The 15,537-nt window shown below is 66.2% G+C and carries 17 protein-coding genes; 13 read left to right on the top strand and 4 right to left on the bottom strand.

The annotated features are described in order from the left end of the window. The first annotated feature begins 130 nt into the window (after nt 1-130). Together OCUBac02_RS12595 and OCUBac02_RS12590 are read left to right on the top strand one after the other, a co-directional pair. The gene (locus tag OCUBac02_RS12595) at nt 131-1,198 is read left to right on the top strand and encodes a zinc-dependent alcohol dehydrogenase (RefSeq protein ID WP_173046012.1); all 1,068 of its coding nucleotides are present in this window, start codon (nt 131-133) and stop codon (nt 1,196-1,198) included. Then, nucleotides 1,195-1,395: a hypothetical protein gene (locus OCUBac02_RS12590; RefSeq protein WP_173046010.1), complete on the top strand. Its 201-nt coding sequence runs from the start codon at nt 1,195-1,197 to the stop codon at nt 1,393-1,395. Before OCUBac02_RS12595 ends, OCUBac02_RS12590 begins: the two co-directional genes overlap by 4 nt. Nucleotides 1,396-1,407: 12 nt before the next feature. Here the strand turns inward: OCUBac02_RS12590 and ssb are convergent, their stop codons facing one another. The 3 genes from ssb to OCUBac02_RS12575 form a co-directional block, all read right to left on the bottom strand. After that, a complete protein-coding gene (ssb, locus tag OCUBac02_RS12585; RefSeq protein WP_173046008.1) occupies nt 1,408-1,956 on the bottom strand; it encodes a single-stranded DNA-binding protein in 549 nt (182 codons plus the stop codon). Between the two features lie 145 nt (nt 1,957-2,101). After that, nucleotides 2,102-2,959, bottom strand: coding sequence for an ABC transporter permease (locus OCUBac02_RS12580; RefSeq protein ID WP_244638908.1), 858 nt, complete (start codon nt 2,957-2,959; stop codon nt 2,102-2,104). Then, on the bottom strand, nt 2,956-3,951 hold the full coding sequence (locus OCUBac02_RS12575; protein WP_173046004.1) for an ABC transporter substrate-binding protein: 996 nt from the start codon (nt 3,949-3,951) through the stop codon (nt 2,956-2,958). Before OCUBac02_RS12575 ends, OCUBac02_RS12580 begins: the two co-directional genes overlap by 4 nt. A gap of 270 nt (nt 3,952-4,221) precedes the next feature. Between OCUBac02_RS12575 and rpiB the strand changes: the two genes are divergently transcribed. The 11 genes from rpiB to OCUBac02_RS12520 all read left to right on the top strand — a co-directional run bounded on the left by rpiB (nt 4,222) and on the right by OCUBac02_RS12520 (nt 14,042). Beyond that, entirely contained in the window at nt 4,222-4,671 is a 450-nt protein-coding gene (rpiB, locus tag OCUBac02_RS12570) for a ribose 5-phosphate isomerase B (RefSeq protein WP_173046002.1), read from the top strand. Between the two features lie 57 nt (nt 4,672-4,728). Then, nucleotides 4,729-5,070, top strand: a complete 342-nt coding sequence (locus OCUBac02_RS12565) for a hypothetical protein (protein ID WP_173046000.1) — start codon at nt 4,729-4,731, stop codon at nt 5,068-5,070. 87 nt (nt 5,071-5,157) lie between these two features. Next, nucleotides 5,158-5,688 (top strand): ureidoglycolate lyase, encoded by a 531-nt coding sequence (locus OCUBac02_RS12560; RefSeq protein WP_173045998.1) that lies wholly within the window; start codon nt 5,158-5,160, stop codon nt 5,686-5,688. 718 nt (nt 5,689-6,406) lie between these two features. Beyond that, nucleotides 6,407-7,294 carry a LysR substrate-binding domain-containing protein gene (locus tag OCUBac02_RS12555; RefSeq protein ID WP_348521631.1) on the top strand — a complete coding sequence of 296 codons (888 nt, stop codon included), beginning with the start codon at nt 6,407-6,409 and terminating at the stop codon, nt 7,292-7,294. Between the two features lie 207 nt (nt 7,295-7,501). Further along, nucleotides 7,502-8,218, top strand: coding sequence for an amino acid ABC transporter ATP-binding protein (locus OCUBac02_RS12550; RefSeq protein WP_173049539.1), 717 nt, complete (start codon nt 7,502-7,504; stop codon nt 8,216-8,218). A 32-nt stretch (nt 8,219-8,250) separates the two neighbouring features. Further along, nucleotides 8,251-9,132, top strand: coding sequence for an ectoine/hydroxyectoine ABC transporter substrate-binding protein EhuB (gene ehuB / locus OCUBac02_RS12545; RefSeq protein WP_173045994.1), 882 nt, complete (start codon nt 8,251-8,253; stop codon nt 9,130-9,132). Between the two features lie 17 nt (nt 9,133-9,149). Beyond that, the gene (locus OCUBac02_RS12540; RefSeq protein ID WP_173045992.1) at nt 9,150-9,809 is read left to right on the top strand and encodes an amino acid ABC transporter permease; all 660 of its coding nucleotides are present in this window, start codon (nt 9,150-9,152) and stop codon (nt 9,807-9,809) included. Next, nucleotides 9,799-10,458 (top strand): ectoine/hydroxyectoine ABC transporter permease subunit EhuD, encoded by a 660-nt coding sequence (gene ehuD, locus OCUBac02_RS12535; RefSeq protein ID WP_047574534.1) that lies wholly within the window; start codon nt 9,799-9,801, stop codon nt 10,456-10,458. Before OCUBac02_RS12540 ends, ehuD begins: the two co-directional genes overlap by 11 nt. Nucleotides 10,459-10,478: 20 nt before the next feature. Beyond that, nucleotides 10,479-11,639 (top strand): amidohydrolase, encoded by a 1,161-nt coding sequence (locus OCUBac02_RS12530; protein WP_173045990.1) that lies wholly within the window; start codon nt 10,479-10,481, stop codon nt 11,637-11,639. Nucleotides 11,640-11,723: 84 nt separating this feature from the next. Then, nucleotides 11,724-12,908 carry a trans-sulfuration enzyme family protein gene (locus OCUBac02_RS12525; protein WP_173045988.1) on the top strand — a complete coding sequence of 395 codons (1,185 nt, stop codon included), beginning with the start codon at nt 11,724-11,726 and terminating at the stop codon, nt 12,906-12,908. Nucleotides 12,909-13,019: 111 nt separating this feature from the next. After that, entirely contained in the window at nt 13,020-14,042 is a 1,023-nt protein-coding gene (locus tag OCUBac02_RS12520) for an amino acid ABC transporter substrate-binding protein (RefSeq protein WP_173045986.1), read from the top strand. A 102-nt stretch (nt 14,043-14,144) separates the two neighbouring features. Here the strand turns inward: OCUBac02_RS12520 and OCUBac02_RS12515 are convergent, their stop codons facing one another. Then, nucleotides 14,145-15,521 carry a PleD family two-component system response regulator gene (locus tag OCUBac02_RS12515; protein ID WP_173045984.1) on the bottom strand — a complete coding sequence of 459 codons (1,377 nt, stop codon included), beginning with the start codon at nt 15,519-15,521 and terminating at the stop codon, nt 14,145-14,147. Nucleotides 15,522-15,537: the final 16 nt, after the last annotated feature.

Below are 15,537 nucleotides of genomic sequence, written 5' to 3'. Positions count from 1 at the left end.
AGCTGGCTTACATCGCTTTCAGGCCATCCCACAACGTGCAGTGGCCACGCGGTTTCACGCTTGACGTAAACCAATGTAAATCAGAAAATACATTTGTCGAAAGCCTTTCGCGAAACCAGCGCCGACCTCCATGTCCCATGCCGTCTTCCTCCACGCCGCGGGCGATGCCCGCGTCGCCCCGTTCAATCTCCGCGAGGGCGCGCCGGGCGAAACCCTGCTCGACGTCGCCGCCGTCGGGCTCTGTGGCAGCGACCTGCATTATTACAAGGACGGCGGCATCGGCTCGGCCGTGATCGCGGCGCCCTTCGTGCCCGGTCACGAGTTCAGCGGCTGGCTGACCGAGGATCTGCCGGAACTCGGCCTCGCGCGCGGCGCGCTTGTCGCCGTCGATCCCAACCAGGCCTGCGGGCAGTGCGAGCATTGCCGCAGCGGCCATCCCAATCTCTGCCCCGAAGTCGTCTTCATCGGGGCTCCCCCGCATGACGGGGCGATGACGGAGCGGATCTGGGTGCCGAAATCGCAGGTCGTGCCGGTGCCCGACACGTTCTCGCCGAGCGAGGCGGTGATGCTCGAGCCGCTCGGCGTCGCGATCCATGCGGTGGATCTCGCCAGGCCGCGCCTGCTCGAACGCGTGGCGCTGATCGGCTGCGGTCCGATCGGCCTCCTGATCCTGCAGGTGCTGCGCACGGCCGGCGTCGGCGAAATCCTCGCTTGCGATCCGCAGCCGCATCGCCGCGAACTGGCGCTGAAGCTCGGGGCGGACAAGGCCGGCGCCGGCGTCGCCGACATCGCCGCATGGACGAAGGGCGAAGGCCTGCCATTGGTGATCGAGGCGACCAACGCCCCCGAGGGTTTCCGCGACGCGATCCGTGCCGCCCGCATCGGCGGCCGCGTCGTGCTGGTCGGCATCCCCGACGGCGACAGCTATGTGATCCCGGCCGCGGAGGCCCGCCGGCGCGGGCTCAACATCAAGTTCTCGCGCCGGATGGGCCATGTCTACCCGCGCGCGATCGCGCTGGTGGCGCTCGGCAAGGTCAATGTCGAGGCCGTGGTCAGCCACCGCTTCCCGCTCGCCGAAGGACCCGCCGCCTTCCGCCGCCATGCGGCGAATGAAGATGGTATGGTCAAGAGCATGATCTATCCGGGCGGCCTGCCTGACACGAGCACCGCTGAACCCGCGCCACAGGCACCGATGTGACCTATATCGGCATCGACCTCGGGACGTCCTCCATCAAGGCCGCGCTGCTCGACGACCGCCAGCGCCTACTCGCCACCGCGACGCGGGAACTCGCCGTGGCCCGCCGCGCCTTCCCGGACGATGCCGCCCCGTCCTCGCCTGTCAGGCACCCGCCAGAACGGAGCGGTCCATTCAAGGCGTCACGCGGACGGTCGTGATTTCCACGCTCCTTAGAACGGGATGTCGTCGTCGAGATGACTGGAGGACGAACGGCCGCCGCCGCCGCCGCCCGACATCGCCGGCTGGCGCGAGCCGCCACCACCACCCATCGCACCGGAGCGGCCGAAGGAGCCCCCGCCGCCTGATCGGTCGTCCATGTAGCCGCCGCTGCTGCCGCCACCTTCGCCATATTCGTCGGAGCCACCCTGGCGGCTGTCGAGGATGGTGAGCTCGCCGCGGAACCGCTGCAGCACGATCTCGGTCGTGTACTTCTCGACGCCGGACTGGTCCTGCCATTTCCGGGTCTGGAGCTGCCCCTCGACGTAAATCTTGGAGCCCTTCTTCAGGTACTGCTCGGCCACCTTCGCCAGGTTCTCGTTGAAGATCACGACCGAGTGCCACTCGGTGCGCTCCTTGCGCTCGCCGCTCTGCTTGTCGCGCCAGGTCTCGGAGGTGGCGATCCGCAGATTGACGACAGGCTCGCCGCTGCCGAGGCGGCGCACTTCGGGATCGCGCCCGAGATTGCCGACCAGAATGACCTTGTTGACGCTACCAGCCATGACAGGCTCCGTTTCCTGCGCACTTCACACAAACCGGCCTCGTGACCGGAGCCGAACCTTATCGGCCAGTTCAGGCATTATCAATGATGTTCCTGCTTTGTTCAAGTGCGTTCAGCCTGGTTTTCCCCCGCTGATTCGTTGAGCCTCAGCGCGGCGGCTGCCGCGCGCCGAGAACCGCCTGCGCCATCCGGTCGAGCAGTACCGCGAGCAGGACGATGCCGAGCCCGCCGACGAAGCCGAGGCCGGGATCGGCCCGTTGCAGGCCGAGCAGCACGACCTCGCCCAGCCCCTTGGCGCCGATCATCGAGGCGACCACGACCATGGCCAGCGCCATCATGATCGCCTGGTTCAAGCCCTGCAGGATCGTGGGGCGGGCCAGCGGCAATTCGATCAGCCAGAAAGCCTGCCGGGGCCGCAGGCCCAAAGCCCGCGAGGCCTCGACGAGCCCGGCATCGACGCCGCGTAGGCCGAGTTCGGTCAGGCGCGCGAAGGGCGGCAGCGCGTAGACCAGCGTCGCGACCAGCGCCGGTGCGCGCCCGAGCCCGAGCAGCATCGCGACCGGGATCAGGTAGACGAAGCTCGGGATAGTCTGCATGAGGTCGTAGAGCGGCGCGAGCGCCTTTCCCAATCGCGGCAGGCGCGCCGCCGCGACGCCGAGCGGCAGGCCCAGCAGCACGACGAAGACGACGGCGATAATCACCAGGGCGAGCGACTGCATGGCCTCGCCCCAGACACCCAATCCCGCGAGAGCCAGCGGCAAGGCGGCCATCGCCAGCGCGAAGCCGATCCGCCGCGTCGCCAGCCAGGCGCCGGCCGCGACAGCCAGCACGAAGGCCGGGATCGGGACATACTGGAGCAGCGTCTCGACGAGACGGACCGGCGCCGTCAGCATCGCACCGAAACCGTCGAGCCTGTCGCCATAGCCGGTGACCAGCGCATCGACCGCGTGATTGACTGCGCCTTGCAGCGCCTTGCCGATATCCGGCACCGAACCGGTCGTCACAGGCTGGCGGCGACCTTGCCGGCGATATCGGCCGGCAGCCATTTCTTCCAAATCTCACCCTGCGTCTTCAGGAAGACGAGCGCCTGCTGCTCGGGCGTCACGCCCTTTTCGCGCGCTTCGGCCAGCATCTTCGAGGTCACGTCGCTGGTCGTGCCGTAGCTCTTGAAGAAGCTGGCGAGCTGGGGCGCCTTCTTGGCGAAGTCGATATTCGCGCCGATCACGACCTTGCTGGTCGGATAGGCGGTGGCGCGCTTGGGGGTGTCGCTGGCCTTGAGCTCGGCCCAGACGCCCGCATCGAAAGGCGCCTCCTCCAGCTTGAGGAGGTCATAGGCGCCGAGCAGCCAGCTCGGGCCCCAGTAGTAGAACACGACCGGGCGCTTGCGCTTGAGCGCGGCCTCGATCGCGGCGACGAGCGCCTCGCCCGAGCCGCCGCGCGTATTGGTGAAGTCCTCGGCGAGGCCGTAGACCGCGAGCTTCTTGGTGTTGATGCCCTCGCAGACCCAGCCGGCGACGCAATTGTAGAAGCGCCCCTTCTCCGGCTCCTCCGGATCGGCGAACAGGGCCTTGTAGCGCTTGAGGTCCTCCGGCTTCTTCAGGTCCGGCGCCTTGGCGTCAGGCCCGGAAACGAGATAGCGCGGCACGAACCAGCCTTCGCTCGCATCCGGGAATGTCGTGCCGAGCGGTTCGACCTTGCCGGCCTCGGCCGCCTTGACCCAGGCATCGACCGGGTTCGCCATCCAGATTTCCATGACGATGTCGACATCGCCCCGCGCAAGCCCATTGACCAGCGGCGCGATCACGCCGGGAACGCGCTCAACCTTGCAGCCGAAGCCGCGCTCGGCGATCGCGCCGGCGACGGCTGTGTGGAAGGCTGCCGAATCATAGTCGAGCCCGGCGATCTTCAACGGGCGATCGAGTTCGCAGGCCATGGCCGACGCGCCGAGGCCGAAGCCGAGGGCAAGGGTTGCTGCTCCAAGAAGGGCCTTCATCATCGTCGCTCCCCCAGGTCTCTCATGGCTGGCGCCACCGGCGCCTGTCGCACGGGCAGCTTGCGTTGAAACGCAGGACGCGGCGAATTGATCCGGCCCGGCTCCTGCAGCAACATCGCGCATGTCGGGCCGTGAAGCGATGCACGACCCTGTCAGCATCCGTCAGGACCGTGCGCGTCTTCGTCCGGCGCCCGTGGCGCATTGACGGAACAGGATGCCTCATTCACCACGGTCGAGCCAGCCCATAACCTCTCGAAACAGGACGCCGCCGCCGTGACCGCCGATAACCGCATCGTCCTTTCCAGCGACCACGCCGCCATCCCGCTCCGGCAGGTCATCGCCAGACATGTGGCGGCGCGGGGCTGGGTCGTGGCCGATATCGGCCCGGTGACGCCGGAAAGCACGCCCTATCCGAGACATGGCGAAGCGGCGGCCCGGATGGTCGCCTCCGGCGAATGCCGGCTCGGCATCGTCCTGTGTGGCACCGGCCAGGGCATCATGATGGCGGCGAACAAGGTCAAGGGCATCCGCTGCGGCGTCTGCTCCGACACGTTCTCGGCCCGCATGATCCGCGAGCACAACGACGCCAACATGCTGTCGCTCGGAGCCCGCGTGGTCGGCGAAGGGCTGGCGCTCGCGATCGTGGATGCGTTTCTCGACGCCACGTTCGAAGGCGGCCGACATGCGGCGCGCGTCGAGATGATCGCGGTGCTGGAGAGGTAGCACGGCCCGCGTCGGGCGGCCGCTGGACAGGCATTCCGGCGCGCCGCAAGATGGCCCATGCGGTTCACCAGATGGGATTACGTCGCATTCCCCTTCCTCGCGGCCGCCGGCATCGGGGTGTTCTACGGTGCCATACGACTCGTGGGCTATTTCGGCCTCGGCGTGATCGGCCTCGTCATCGTCTTCATCGTCATCCGCATGGACCTGGAGAAGGACGGTCCGAGCGGTGTCGACCCCTCCGGGATAGCCGAGCAGTTCAAGGCCCGCGACCGCATGTCGAGGGCGGAGAAGGCGGGACTGTTCGCGGAGCAGCGGATGCGCCTGCAGCCGCAGTTCGTTGCGCTCGTCGTCGGGACCGGTTTCATGATCCTCGGTTTCGGCATGCATTTTCTGCTTTAGGGCCTGAAAGCAGGCGCTGTCGCCGGCGCGCTTCGTTGTTTCCGCCCGATCCACCGCCCCGATAGATCACCAACGCAAGATCACGGAATGAGCATAGCATCCCCCTCCCCGCGCGCTCTCGAGATTCAGCCGGTCACGAACGACACCTTCGCCCCTTTCGGCTGGATCATCGCAGCAGGTGAGTCCGGCCGCGCCGCGAACAACGGGACGGCGCAGCGGCATGACGTTCACGCTCATCCGGCGGCTGACGTCCGGCCCGGATCCAGCTTTGTGACGTCGATCTTCGAGGCGAGGCGGCAGCCCCCGACCTCCACCATCACCATGCTTGAGCGGCATGTGAATTCGATACAGCTGATCATGCCACTCAACGGGTCCGGCCATATCGTCATCGTCAGCCAGACCCGGAAAGATGGCATGCCCGACCTGTCGACCCTGGCCGCGTTCTCGTTTTCCGCGGCGCAGGGAATGGTCTATCGCCGCGGGCTTTGGCACCACCCGATCATGGCGACCGGCTCGGACGCCCGCTTTCTCGTCCAGTCCTGGCAGAACGGCACCGAGGCCGACTGCGAGGTGCTCGCCATCGCCCCCTGCAGATTGTCGGCGGTCGACGAGACCTGAAGCAGTCCGCCGCCGGGACAGCCAAGCCGCCATCCCGCGGTCACGCATCCGCGACGGCTGTCGTCGGCGTGCCACCGGCATCGCGAGATGGCTTTCGGTCGACGCGAAGCGGCAACGGGCGAGCTTCGAGCGATGGGGAATGGAACCGGCTCAACCGGCGACAGTCGCCGGCCCGAAAGCTTCCCCCGAAATTCTCATGGTGTTCCACAAGTCGAAAGCCGCTCAACCTTTTGCGGGACCGTCAATTTCCGGATCGCGAAAGGAACCTTGACCCTGTTCTTTAAGCTTAGTCGGTAGGGTTAACGATCGATGAACAGGCCCGACCGGTCGGATTTGATTGATTCGGATGCGTCGCATTGTAGAGATTGTGCGACGCAGCGATCCCCGAGATCGCTCCCCTATGCCCCTCGGGTGCTCAGGTCCGCCGCATCTCCTGGGAAACCGAAGGGCTCGGCCGGTCGGCGACGGATTTCTGGCCTCCTCAGAACCGCTGCCGGCCGGCCACCTCGCGTTGCAGCGTTCCGACTGATCGACATCCATGCGAATACTTGACGCGGGACACCGCTTCCCTCTCCAGGTTCGTCAAACCGGGCAAATAACCGTTCACGTCCCGACTCCGACGCGTTCCGGCTTTACGGCTGAAGCACGCGTTGGCAGATAGGGGAAGCGCGCCCTGGCATGATGTCGTGAGCCGGGGTTCGACCAGACTGCGCGAGGCATGTCGAACTTGAACAGCCGTCAGATCGAAGTCTTCGCTGCCGTGATGAAGGCGGGAACGGTCTCGCGAGCGGCCGAGATTCTCGGCGTGACGCAGCCCGGCGTCAGCCGCCTGATCGCGGAGCTCGAAAAGTCGCTGGGCTTCGCCCTGTTCGACCGGGTGCGCAACCGCATCGTCCCGACGCCGGAAGGGCGAACCTTCTTCGCCGAGGTCGAGGCCAATTTCCGCGGCATGGACCGGCTGCGCGCCAGCGCGGCCCGCATCCGCGACTATGGCGCGGGCCAGCTCCGGATCGCGACGCTGTCGGCGCTCAGTTCCTCGATCGTCCCGAATGCCGTGCTGCGCTTCCGCAACCTGCGCCCCGACGCGACCGTGACGCTGATGGTCCTGTCCTCTAGGGACGTCAGGGACGGCGTCGCCTCCGGCATCTACGATGTCGGCCTGGCCGCCGACGAGATCGATGTCACGGGCGTGGTTCATCAGGTCTTCGTGCAGCCGCGCGCGCTCTGCGCCATGCCGCTCGGCCACCCCTTGGCCGAGCGCGAAACGATCGGCCCGCATGATCTGTCCGGCGTCGATTTCGTCGCCTATGTCCCGGAGGACCGCGCCCGGCAGCGCTTCGACATGATCATGTCGGAAGCCGGAGCGCCGCCGCCGCGCGTCGTGGTCGAGACGATCTATGCGGCGACGGTCTGCGCGCTGGTGGCGCAGGGCGTCGGCGTCGGATTGATCAGCCCCTACGCGATTGCAGGCCACGATCAGAGCCAGCTCGTGCTGCGCCCGTTCGAACCGCCCGTGCAGAGCCGCAGCTTTCTCATCCTGCCGCCGGACAGGCCGAAATCGCAGCTCGTGCGCGACTTCATCGACTGCCTGATGGAAGCACGCTGAACCCATAACAACGCGGCATCGAGTTATGCCTCGGCTCGAATTGCGCGGCGTCTCCCCCCGGCTATCCTCCCTTGAAACGCGCCAGAGACGCGATTTCGAGGGGTATCGATGACATTACCGATGCAGCAGGCCGTCGGGCCTGCCAGCGATGACGCACGTCCCGCTGCGCTGAAGCCGACTGCGCTGAACACGGCGACGGCGGTGGAAATGATCGGCGTGAACAAGTGGTATGGCGAGTTCCACGTTCTGCGCGACATCAACCTCAAGGTCGAGCGCGGCGAGAAGCTGGTGATCTGCGGCCCGTCAGGCTCGGGCAAGTCGACGATGATCCGCTGCATCAACCGTCTCGAGGAGCACCAGAAGGGTCAGATCATCGTCGACGGGACGGAGCTGACCAACGATCTCAAGAAGATCGACGAGATCCGCCGCGATGTCGGAATGGTTTTCCAGCACTTCAACCTGTTCCCGCATCTGACGATCCTGGAGAACCTGACGCTGGCTCCGATCTGGGTGAAGAAGATGCCCAAGAAGGACGCCGAGGAGATCGCGATGCACTATCTCCAGCGCGTCAAGATCCCCGAGCAGGCGGCGAAATATCCGGGCCAGCTCTCGGGCGGCCAGCAGCAGCGCGTGGCGATCGCCCGCTCATTGTGCATGAGCCCCAAGATCATGCTGTTCGACGAGCCGACCTCGGCGCTCGATCCGGAGATGGTCAAGGAGGTGCTCGACACCATGGTCTCGCTGGCCGACGAGGGCATGACCATGCTCTGCGTCACCCACGAGATGGGCTTCGCCCGCCAGGTCGCCGACCGCGTCATCTTCATGGATGCCGGCCAGATCGTCGAGATGAACACCCCCGACGAATTCTTCAAGAACCCCCAGCACGAGCGCACAAAGCTCTTCCTCTCCCAGATCCTGCACTGAGCAGGTCCAACCTTTCCGGATCGGAGATCGTCATGACCGCCATCTCGCGCCGCCGCCTTTCCCTCCTCCTGGCGGGTGCCGCCACGGTGCTCTCGGCCTTTAGCGGCCCGGGGTCTTCGCAGGCGCAGGCTCAATCCGAATGGGCTGGCAAGAAGCTCGTCGTCGGCATCCATAACCGCACGCCCTGGGCCTATCGCGACAAGGACAGCAAGGTCGTCGGCATCCATCCCGACGTGATCCGCGCCGTCTTCGCGCCGCTCGGCGTCAAGGATTTCGAGTTCGTCGTCTCCGATTTCGGCGCGATGATCCCGGGCCTGCTGGCCGGGCGCTTCGACATCATCGCATCCGGCGTCGCGATCACGCCGCCGCGCTGCGAGCAGGTGCTGTTCAGCGAGCCGGACGTGGCCGTGGGCGACAGCCTGCTGGTCAAGAAGGGCAATCCGTTGAACCTTCATTCCTACGAGGATATCGCCAGGAATCCGAAGGCCCGGCTCGCTGGCGGGCGCGGATCCGAGAATACCAAGAATGCCATTGCGGCGGGCGTCCCCGAAGCGCAAGTCTCGCTCTTCCCGAACAACGAAGCCGCGGTCAGCGCGATCCTTGCCGACCGCGCCGATGCCGCGACGTTGTCGGTGCCGAGCGCCATCGGCGTCATCGAGGAGCAGAAGGTCGCGGGGATGGAGCGCGCGCTTCCGTTCAAGGGCCTGATCAAACCGAACGGCCAGCCGGCCAAGCTCTATACCGGCACGGTCTTCCCCAAGAGCAGCGCCCGGCTGCGCGACGCCTACAATGCCGAGCTCGCCAAGCTGCGCGCCAGCGGCGGCCTCAAGCCGATCATGGAGAAATACAACTTCACCGCCGACGACGATGCCGGCGCCATCACCACCGCGCAGATCTGCGCCGGCAACGGCTGAACGTCGCGGCCGGCATCATGAGCTTTCTCGAAGTCCTCTCGGGCATCTTCCAGGGGTTGAACGTCACGCTGACGGTGACGGTGCTCGGCATGCTCTATGCCGTGCCCTTTGCCTTCGCCGCCGGCATCGCCCAGCATAGCTGGCGCGGCCTCGCCTATGGCGCGATCACCGCCGTCATCGAGTTCTGGCGCTCGACCTCGGTCGTGATCCTGCTCTACGGCTTCTACTACACGCTGCCGTCCTTCGGCCTGCGGCTCTCGGGCATCACCGTCGGCGCGATGGTGCTGGGCCTGCATATCGGCGCCTATGGCAGCCAGGCCGTGCGCGGCGCGCTGCAGGCGCTGGACAAGGGCCAGAGCGAGGCCGGGCGCTCGCTCGGCCTGCGCGGCTGGCAGATCCTGATGCTGATCGAATTGCCGCAGGCGCTTCTGGCGATGGTGCCGACCTTCATCAACCAGTTCATCCAGCTCGTGAAGGGCACGGCGCTGGTCTCGCTGGTGACGCTGACCGACATGACCTTCCGCGCCAAGGAGATATCGCAGCTCTTCTACGACCCGCCGAAGGTCTATTTCGCGCTGCTCGTCGCCTATTTCATCCTGTGCTATCCTGCGACAATCGTCGGCCGCTGGGTCGAGCGCAAGGTCGGCGCCGGACGGAAGCTCGACCATGCTGTTTGACCTCGCCTTCGCCCTCTCGACCGTGCCGAAAATCGTCGGCGCGCTCTGGACCTCGATCCTGGTCGCGCTGCTGAGCTGCGTCGGCGCCTCGCTGCTTGGCTTCTCGCTGGAGATCGCGCGGCGCAGCAACCGGGTGATGCGCTATGCGATGCGCTTCCTGATCGACTTCATCCGCTCGACGCCGCTGCTCGTGCAGCTGTATTTCTTCTACTTCGTGCTGCCCTCCTACGGCATCAAGCTGCCGGCGCTGGCCATCGGCGTCATCGCGATCAGCATCTATTACAGCGGCTATCTCGCCGAGGTCTTCAAGGCCGGCATCGACGGCGTGAAGCCGGGCCAGTTCGAGGCGGCGCGCGCCCTCGGCCTGAAGCGGCTCCAGACCGTCGTGCTGGTGATCGCGCCGCAGATGCTGCGCAATATCGCCGCGCCGATGGGCAACTACTTCATCGGCATCTTCAAATCGACGCCCTATCTCGCCGCCATCGCCGTCTACGAAGCCTTCGGCGCGGCGCTCGACATCTCGTCCGACACCTTCCGCTACACCGAGCCGATGGTCGTCGTCGGCGCCATCTTTCTCGCCATCGCCCTCGTGCTCGCCTGGCTCGTCAGGCGCCTGGAAGAGCATCTCCTCCTCTCCGCGAAACGCTGATCTTCATCGACGGAACGATCATGGATACCACCCTCCTCCCGCGGCTGACCGCATGGCGCCGCCATCTCCACGCGCATCCCGAGCTTTCCGAAAAGGAAGCGAAGACCTCGGCCTTCCTCCAAGAGCGGTTGCGCGAACTCGGTATTCCCTTCGAGGCGAATGTCGGCGGCACCGGCATCGTCGCGACGCTCTCGCGGCCGGGCTCCAGCCGCTCTATCGGCCTGCGTGGCGATATCGACGCCCTGCCGATCGCCGAGCGCAGCGACGCTCCCTACGCCTCGCAGACACCCGGCGTCATGCATGCCTGCGGTCATGACGGCCATTCGGTCGCCCTGCTCGGTGCCGCTGCGATGCTCGCCGCCGATCCCGACTGGACAGGCACCATCCAATTCATCTTCCAGCCGGCCGAGGAGAACGGCGCCGGCGCCAAGGCGATGATCGCCGACGGACTGTTCGAGCGCTTCCCGATGGAGCGCATCTTCGCCTTCCACAACTGGCCGGGGCTGGAGGCTGGCACCGTCGCTGTCCATGACGGGCCGGTCATGGCGGCCGGCGGGCGCTGGCAGGTGACGCTGCATGGTCTCGCCGGGCACGCCGCGATCCCGCACCAGACCCGCGATCCGATCCTGGCGGCGGCCCATCTGATCATGGGCCTGCACAGCATCGTCTCGCGCAATGTCGATCCCTGCGACGCTGTCGTCCTCTCGATCGGCCAGATCCATGGCGGTACGGTGAGCAACCAGATTCCCGAGAGCGTCACCCTCCAGGGCACGCTGCGGACCTACCGGCCGGAGGTGCGAGAGGCCGTCATCAAGCGCATGGAAAACCTGATCACCGGCACTTGCGAAGCCTATGGCATGCGCGCCGATGTCGAGATCCTCTCGACCGGCCGGGCGATCATCAATACCCCCGCCGAGGTCAAGCTTGCGGTGGCAGCGGGCGGAGCCATCGGCGCCAAGGTCCGGACCGACTTGCGGCCGAGCACCACCGGCGACGATTTCTCCTTCCTGATCAAGGACAGGCTCGGCGCCTATGTCTGGATCGGCAACGGCCCGGCCGGCCCCGACGGCGAACTCCACAACGCCCGCTACGACTTCAACGACGCCATCCTTCCGGTCGCGATCGACTGGATGCACGAACTCGCCAAGCGCGCGCTGAAGGATGAGCCCCCGAAGCCATGACCGTGCGGCATCGCTCGATACCGATCGACGGATTGTCCCGTTCTGTCAGCAGCTTGAATATCGACCCGATAAGGGAAGCCGACCATGCATGACCTGACGCTCTGCGTTCACCACCCGGCCGTCAACGAGGAGGGCTATGCCTCCCTCGCCGTGCCGACCCACCGCGCCTCGACCATCGTCTATCCCGATGGCGCGAGCTTCATGGCCCGCAAGTATCGCGGTTTCGACGGGTATACCTATGGGCTGCACGGCACGCCGACGACCCGCACGCTGGAAGCGCAATTGACGATCCTGCACGACGGCGTCCGCACCGTGCTCGTGCCCTCCGGACAGGCGGCCGTGACCATCGTCATGCTGTCGGTGCTGATGCCCGGCGACAAGGTGCTGATCCCCGATCATGTCTATCCGCCGGTGCGCAGCTTCTGCGCCGAATATCTGGCCCCGCGCGGCATCGCCTATGGCGTCTACGACCCGCTGATCGGTGCCGGCATCGCCGATCTCATCGACGAAACCGTCAAGCTTGTCTGGGTCGAGTCGCCCGGCTCGAACACGATGGAGGTGCAGGACGTGCCGGCGATCGCGGCAGCCGCCAAGGCCAAAGGCGCGCTCGTCGGCTGCGACAATACCTGGGCGACGCCGCTGATCTTCAAGCCGCTGGAGCACGGCGCCGATTTCGCCTGCGAGGCGCTGACGAAATATGTCGGCGGCCATTCCGACCTGCTGCTCGGCTCCATCACCGTCAGGGACATGGCCTTGCGCCAGAAGCTGAAGGAAACCTTGCGCGGCTTCGGCGTCGGCGTCTCGCCGGACGAATGCCAGCTCGCCTTGCGCGGTATCGAGACCATGGGCCTGCGCGTCGCCCATATGGGCAAGGTCTCCGAGGACTTCGCCCGCCGGCTCGTCGATCACCCGATGGTCGAGCGCGTGCTGCATCCGGCTCTGCCCTCCTGCCCGGGGCATGAGATTTGGAAAAGGGATATGGGTCGTTCGTCCGGCCTGTTCAGCCTCGTGCTGAAGCCGGTCGACGACGACATCATGAGCGCGGCGCTCAGCGCCTTGCGCGTCTTCGCGATCGGCGCATCCTGGGGCGGCACGCGCAGCCTCGTCGCCCCGCAGGCGATTGCGCAGGACCGGACCGCCACGGCCTGGGCCGCGCAAGGCCCGTTGCTGCGCATTAGCATCGGCATCGAGGAACCCGGCGAGCTCTGGGCCGATCTGAGCCGGCTGTTGTCGGTCCTCGGAAAGGCCACGACGACCAAGGCTGCCTGACAGGAAGAAGCATCGATCCTGCGATGACGACACGGCGCGAGGCTCGCGCCGTGATGGGGAGGATTTTGCCCGAAGGCAGCATTTCAAACACAACAAGGAAGGGGAATGACGATGAAGATGCCTAATCTTGGTCTGGGCGCGATCCTCGCTGCGGCCTGCCTCCTCGCGCAACCCGCCGCAGCAGACACGCTCAAGGCGATCCGCGATCGCGGCAATATCATCTGCGGCACCAGCACCGGTGTCGCCGGCTTCTCGACTCAGGATGCCAACGGCCGCTGGCAGGGCTTCGACATCGACATCTGCCGGGCCTTGGCGGCTGCAATCTTCAACGACACGGAGAAGGCATCCTTCGTCCCATTGACTTCGAAGGATCGGCTGATCGCCTTGCAGACCGGCGAGATCGATGTATTGCCGCGCACCACGACATGGACGCTGGCGCGCAACACCGGACAAGGCGTCACCTTCACCGGCGTGAACTACTATGACGGCCAGGGCTTCATGGTGCCCAAGAAATTGGGCGTCGCCACTGCCAGCAAGCTCGACGGCGCCTCGATCTGCGTCGCGCAGGGCACGACGAGCGAACTGAACCTCGCCGATTATTTCCGCCGCACGAAGATGAAATACGAGGTCGCCGCCTTCGGCACCGCAGAGGATGCGCTGAAGGCCTACGAGTCCGGGCGCTGCGACGCCTACACGACCGACGTATCCGCGCTTTCGGCCAATCTCCTGAAGTTCAGGGACCCGGGCGACCATGTCGTACTCCCCGAGGTCATCTCGAAGGAACCGCTCGGCCCCTGGGTGCGCAGCGGCGACGATGCCTGGTTCAATCTCGTGCGCTGGACCCTGTTCACGCTGATCAATGCCGAGGAGCTCGGCGTGACCAAGGCCAATGTCCGGGAACTGGCGGAAACCTCCGCCAATCCCGAAATCCGCCGTTTCCTCGGTAAGGATGGCAAGTTTGGTGAGGCCCTCGGCGTGACCAACGATTGGACCGTGCGGATCATCGCCGCCGTCGGCAATTACGGCGAGAGCTTCGAGCGCAATCTCGGCAGGAGCTCGCCGATGAAGCTCCAGCGCGGCCCGAATGCGCTCTGGACCGAGGGCGGTCTCCAGTACTCCCCGCCGTTCCGATGAAACATGCCGTCACACCGCCCTGAGCGGGGTGACGATCAATGACCCGTCGGCGTCGAGGACATCGCAGCCTCGACGCCGAAGGCCTTCGGCGCCGGAAGATCGTTACGCCGCGCTGGCGACGATCACGCGATTGCGGCCATTGGCCTTGGCCCGGTAGAGCGCATCGTCCGCGCGCTTCATCATGTCCGCGGAGGAGGCATCGCCGGCACGGCGGTTCGAGACGCCGACCGAGACGGTCACCTTGATGTCGCGCGTGTTGTTCTGGACCGCGAAAGGTGTGCTCTCGACCCGCTCGCGGATGCGCTCGGCGACGCGATAGGCGGCATCGCGGCCGGTATCGGGCAGCACGACGACGATCTCCTCGCCGCCCATGCGCGCGACGAGATCGATGCCGCGCGTGCAGGCGCGGACCCGGTCGGCGAACTCGCGCAGCACCTCGTCGCCGGCATCATGCCCCCAGCTGTCGTTGACCGACTTGAAATGGTCGATATCGAGCACGAGCAGCGAGAGCGAGCGGGCCCTGAGCGCCGACTCGTCGAACATCACGGCGAGCCGGTTGTCCATGAAGCGGCGGTTGTGCAGCCCGGTGAGCTGGTCCATCACCGCCATTTCCATCGAGGACTGCACGCTGTCGCGCAGCCGCTCGGTGAAGCGCTTGCGGCGCACCTGGGTGCGCACGCGCGCCAGCAATTCGTTGCGGTCGATCGGGCGGACGAGGAAATCATGTGCGCCGATCTCAAGGCCGCGCAGGATGCGCTCGCGGTCCTCCAGCTCGCCCATCAACAGCACCGAGACGTTGCGCGTACGCTCCAGCGAGCGGAGCTGGCTGCACAACCGCAACCCGTCCTGACCTTCCAGACCGAGACTGATGATCACCGCGTCGAAATCGCCCTCGGCGGCGCGTGTCACCGCCTGCTGGGCGTCGCTCTCGATCTCCACCGCATGGAACGCCGAAAGCGCGCTCTGCACGCGTTCAGCGGCGCTGGGACGATCCTCGATCACGAGGATGCGGCCGTTCAGGCCGGTTTCGGCCGCTGCCGTCGCCAGCGGATCGGCGATGCCCAGGCGGACGGAGGCGACCGCGCGGCTGCGCAACTCGTCGGTCATGGCCTTCAGCCGGGCGAGGCTGCGCACGCGGGCGAAGAGCGCGGTATCGTCCAGCGGCTTGGTCAGGAAGTCGTCGGCGCCGGCATCGAGCCCCTGCAGGCGGTCGCGCGGCTGGTCGAGCGTAGTGACGATGACGACCGGGATATGCGCGGTCGAGGGCGCGCCTTTCAGGCGCCGGCAGACCTCGAAGCCGTTCATGCCCGGCATCATCACGTCGAGCAGGACGATATCGACCTCGCCGCGCTCGCAGAGCGCGATCGCATCGCGCCCGTTCGTCGCCGTGACCACGCCGAAATACTCGGCCGATAGCTTGGCTTCGAGCAGCTTCACATTCGCAGGGATGTCGTCGACGACGAGAACACGGGCGGTCATGAAAAGGCTTTCCGCG

The organism is Bosea sp. ANAM02 (genome assembly GCF_011764485.1).
Classification (GTDB): Bacteria; Pseudomonadota; Alphaproteobacteria; order Rhizobiales; family Beijerinckiaceae; genus Allobosea.
Note: the sequence above shows the minus strand (reverse complement) of the source record. Positions and strands in the feature narration are given on the sequence as shown.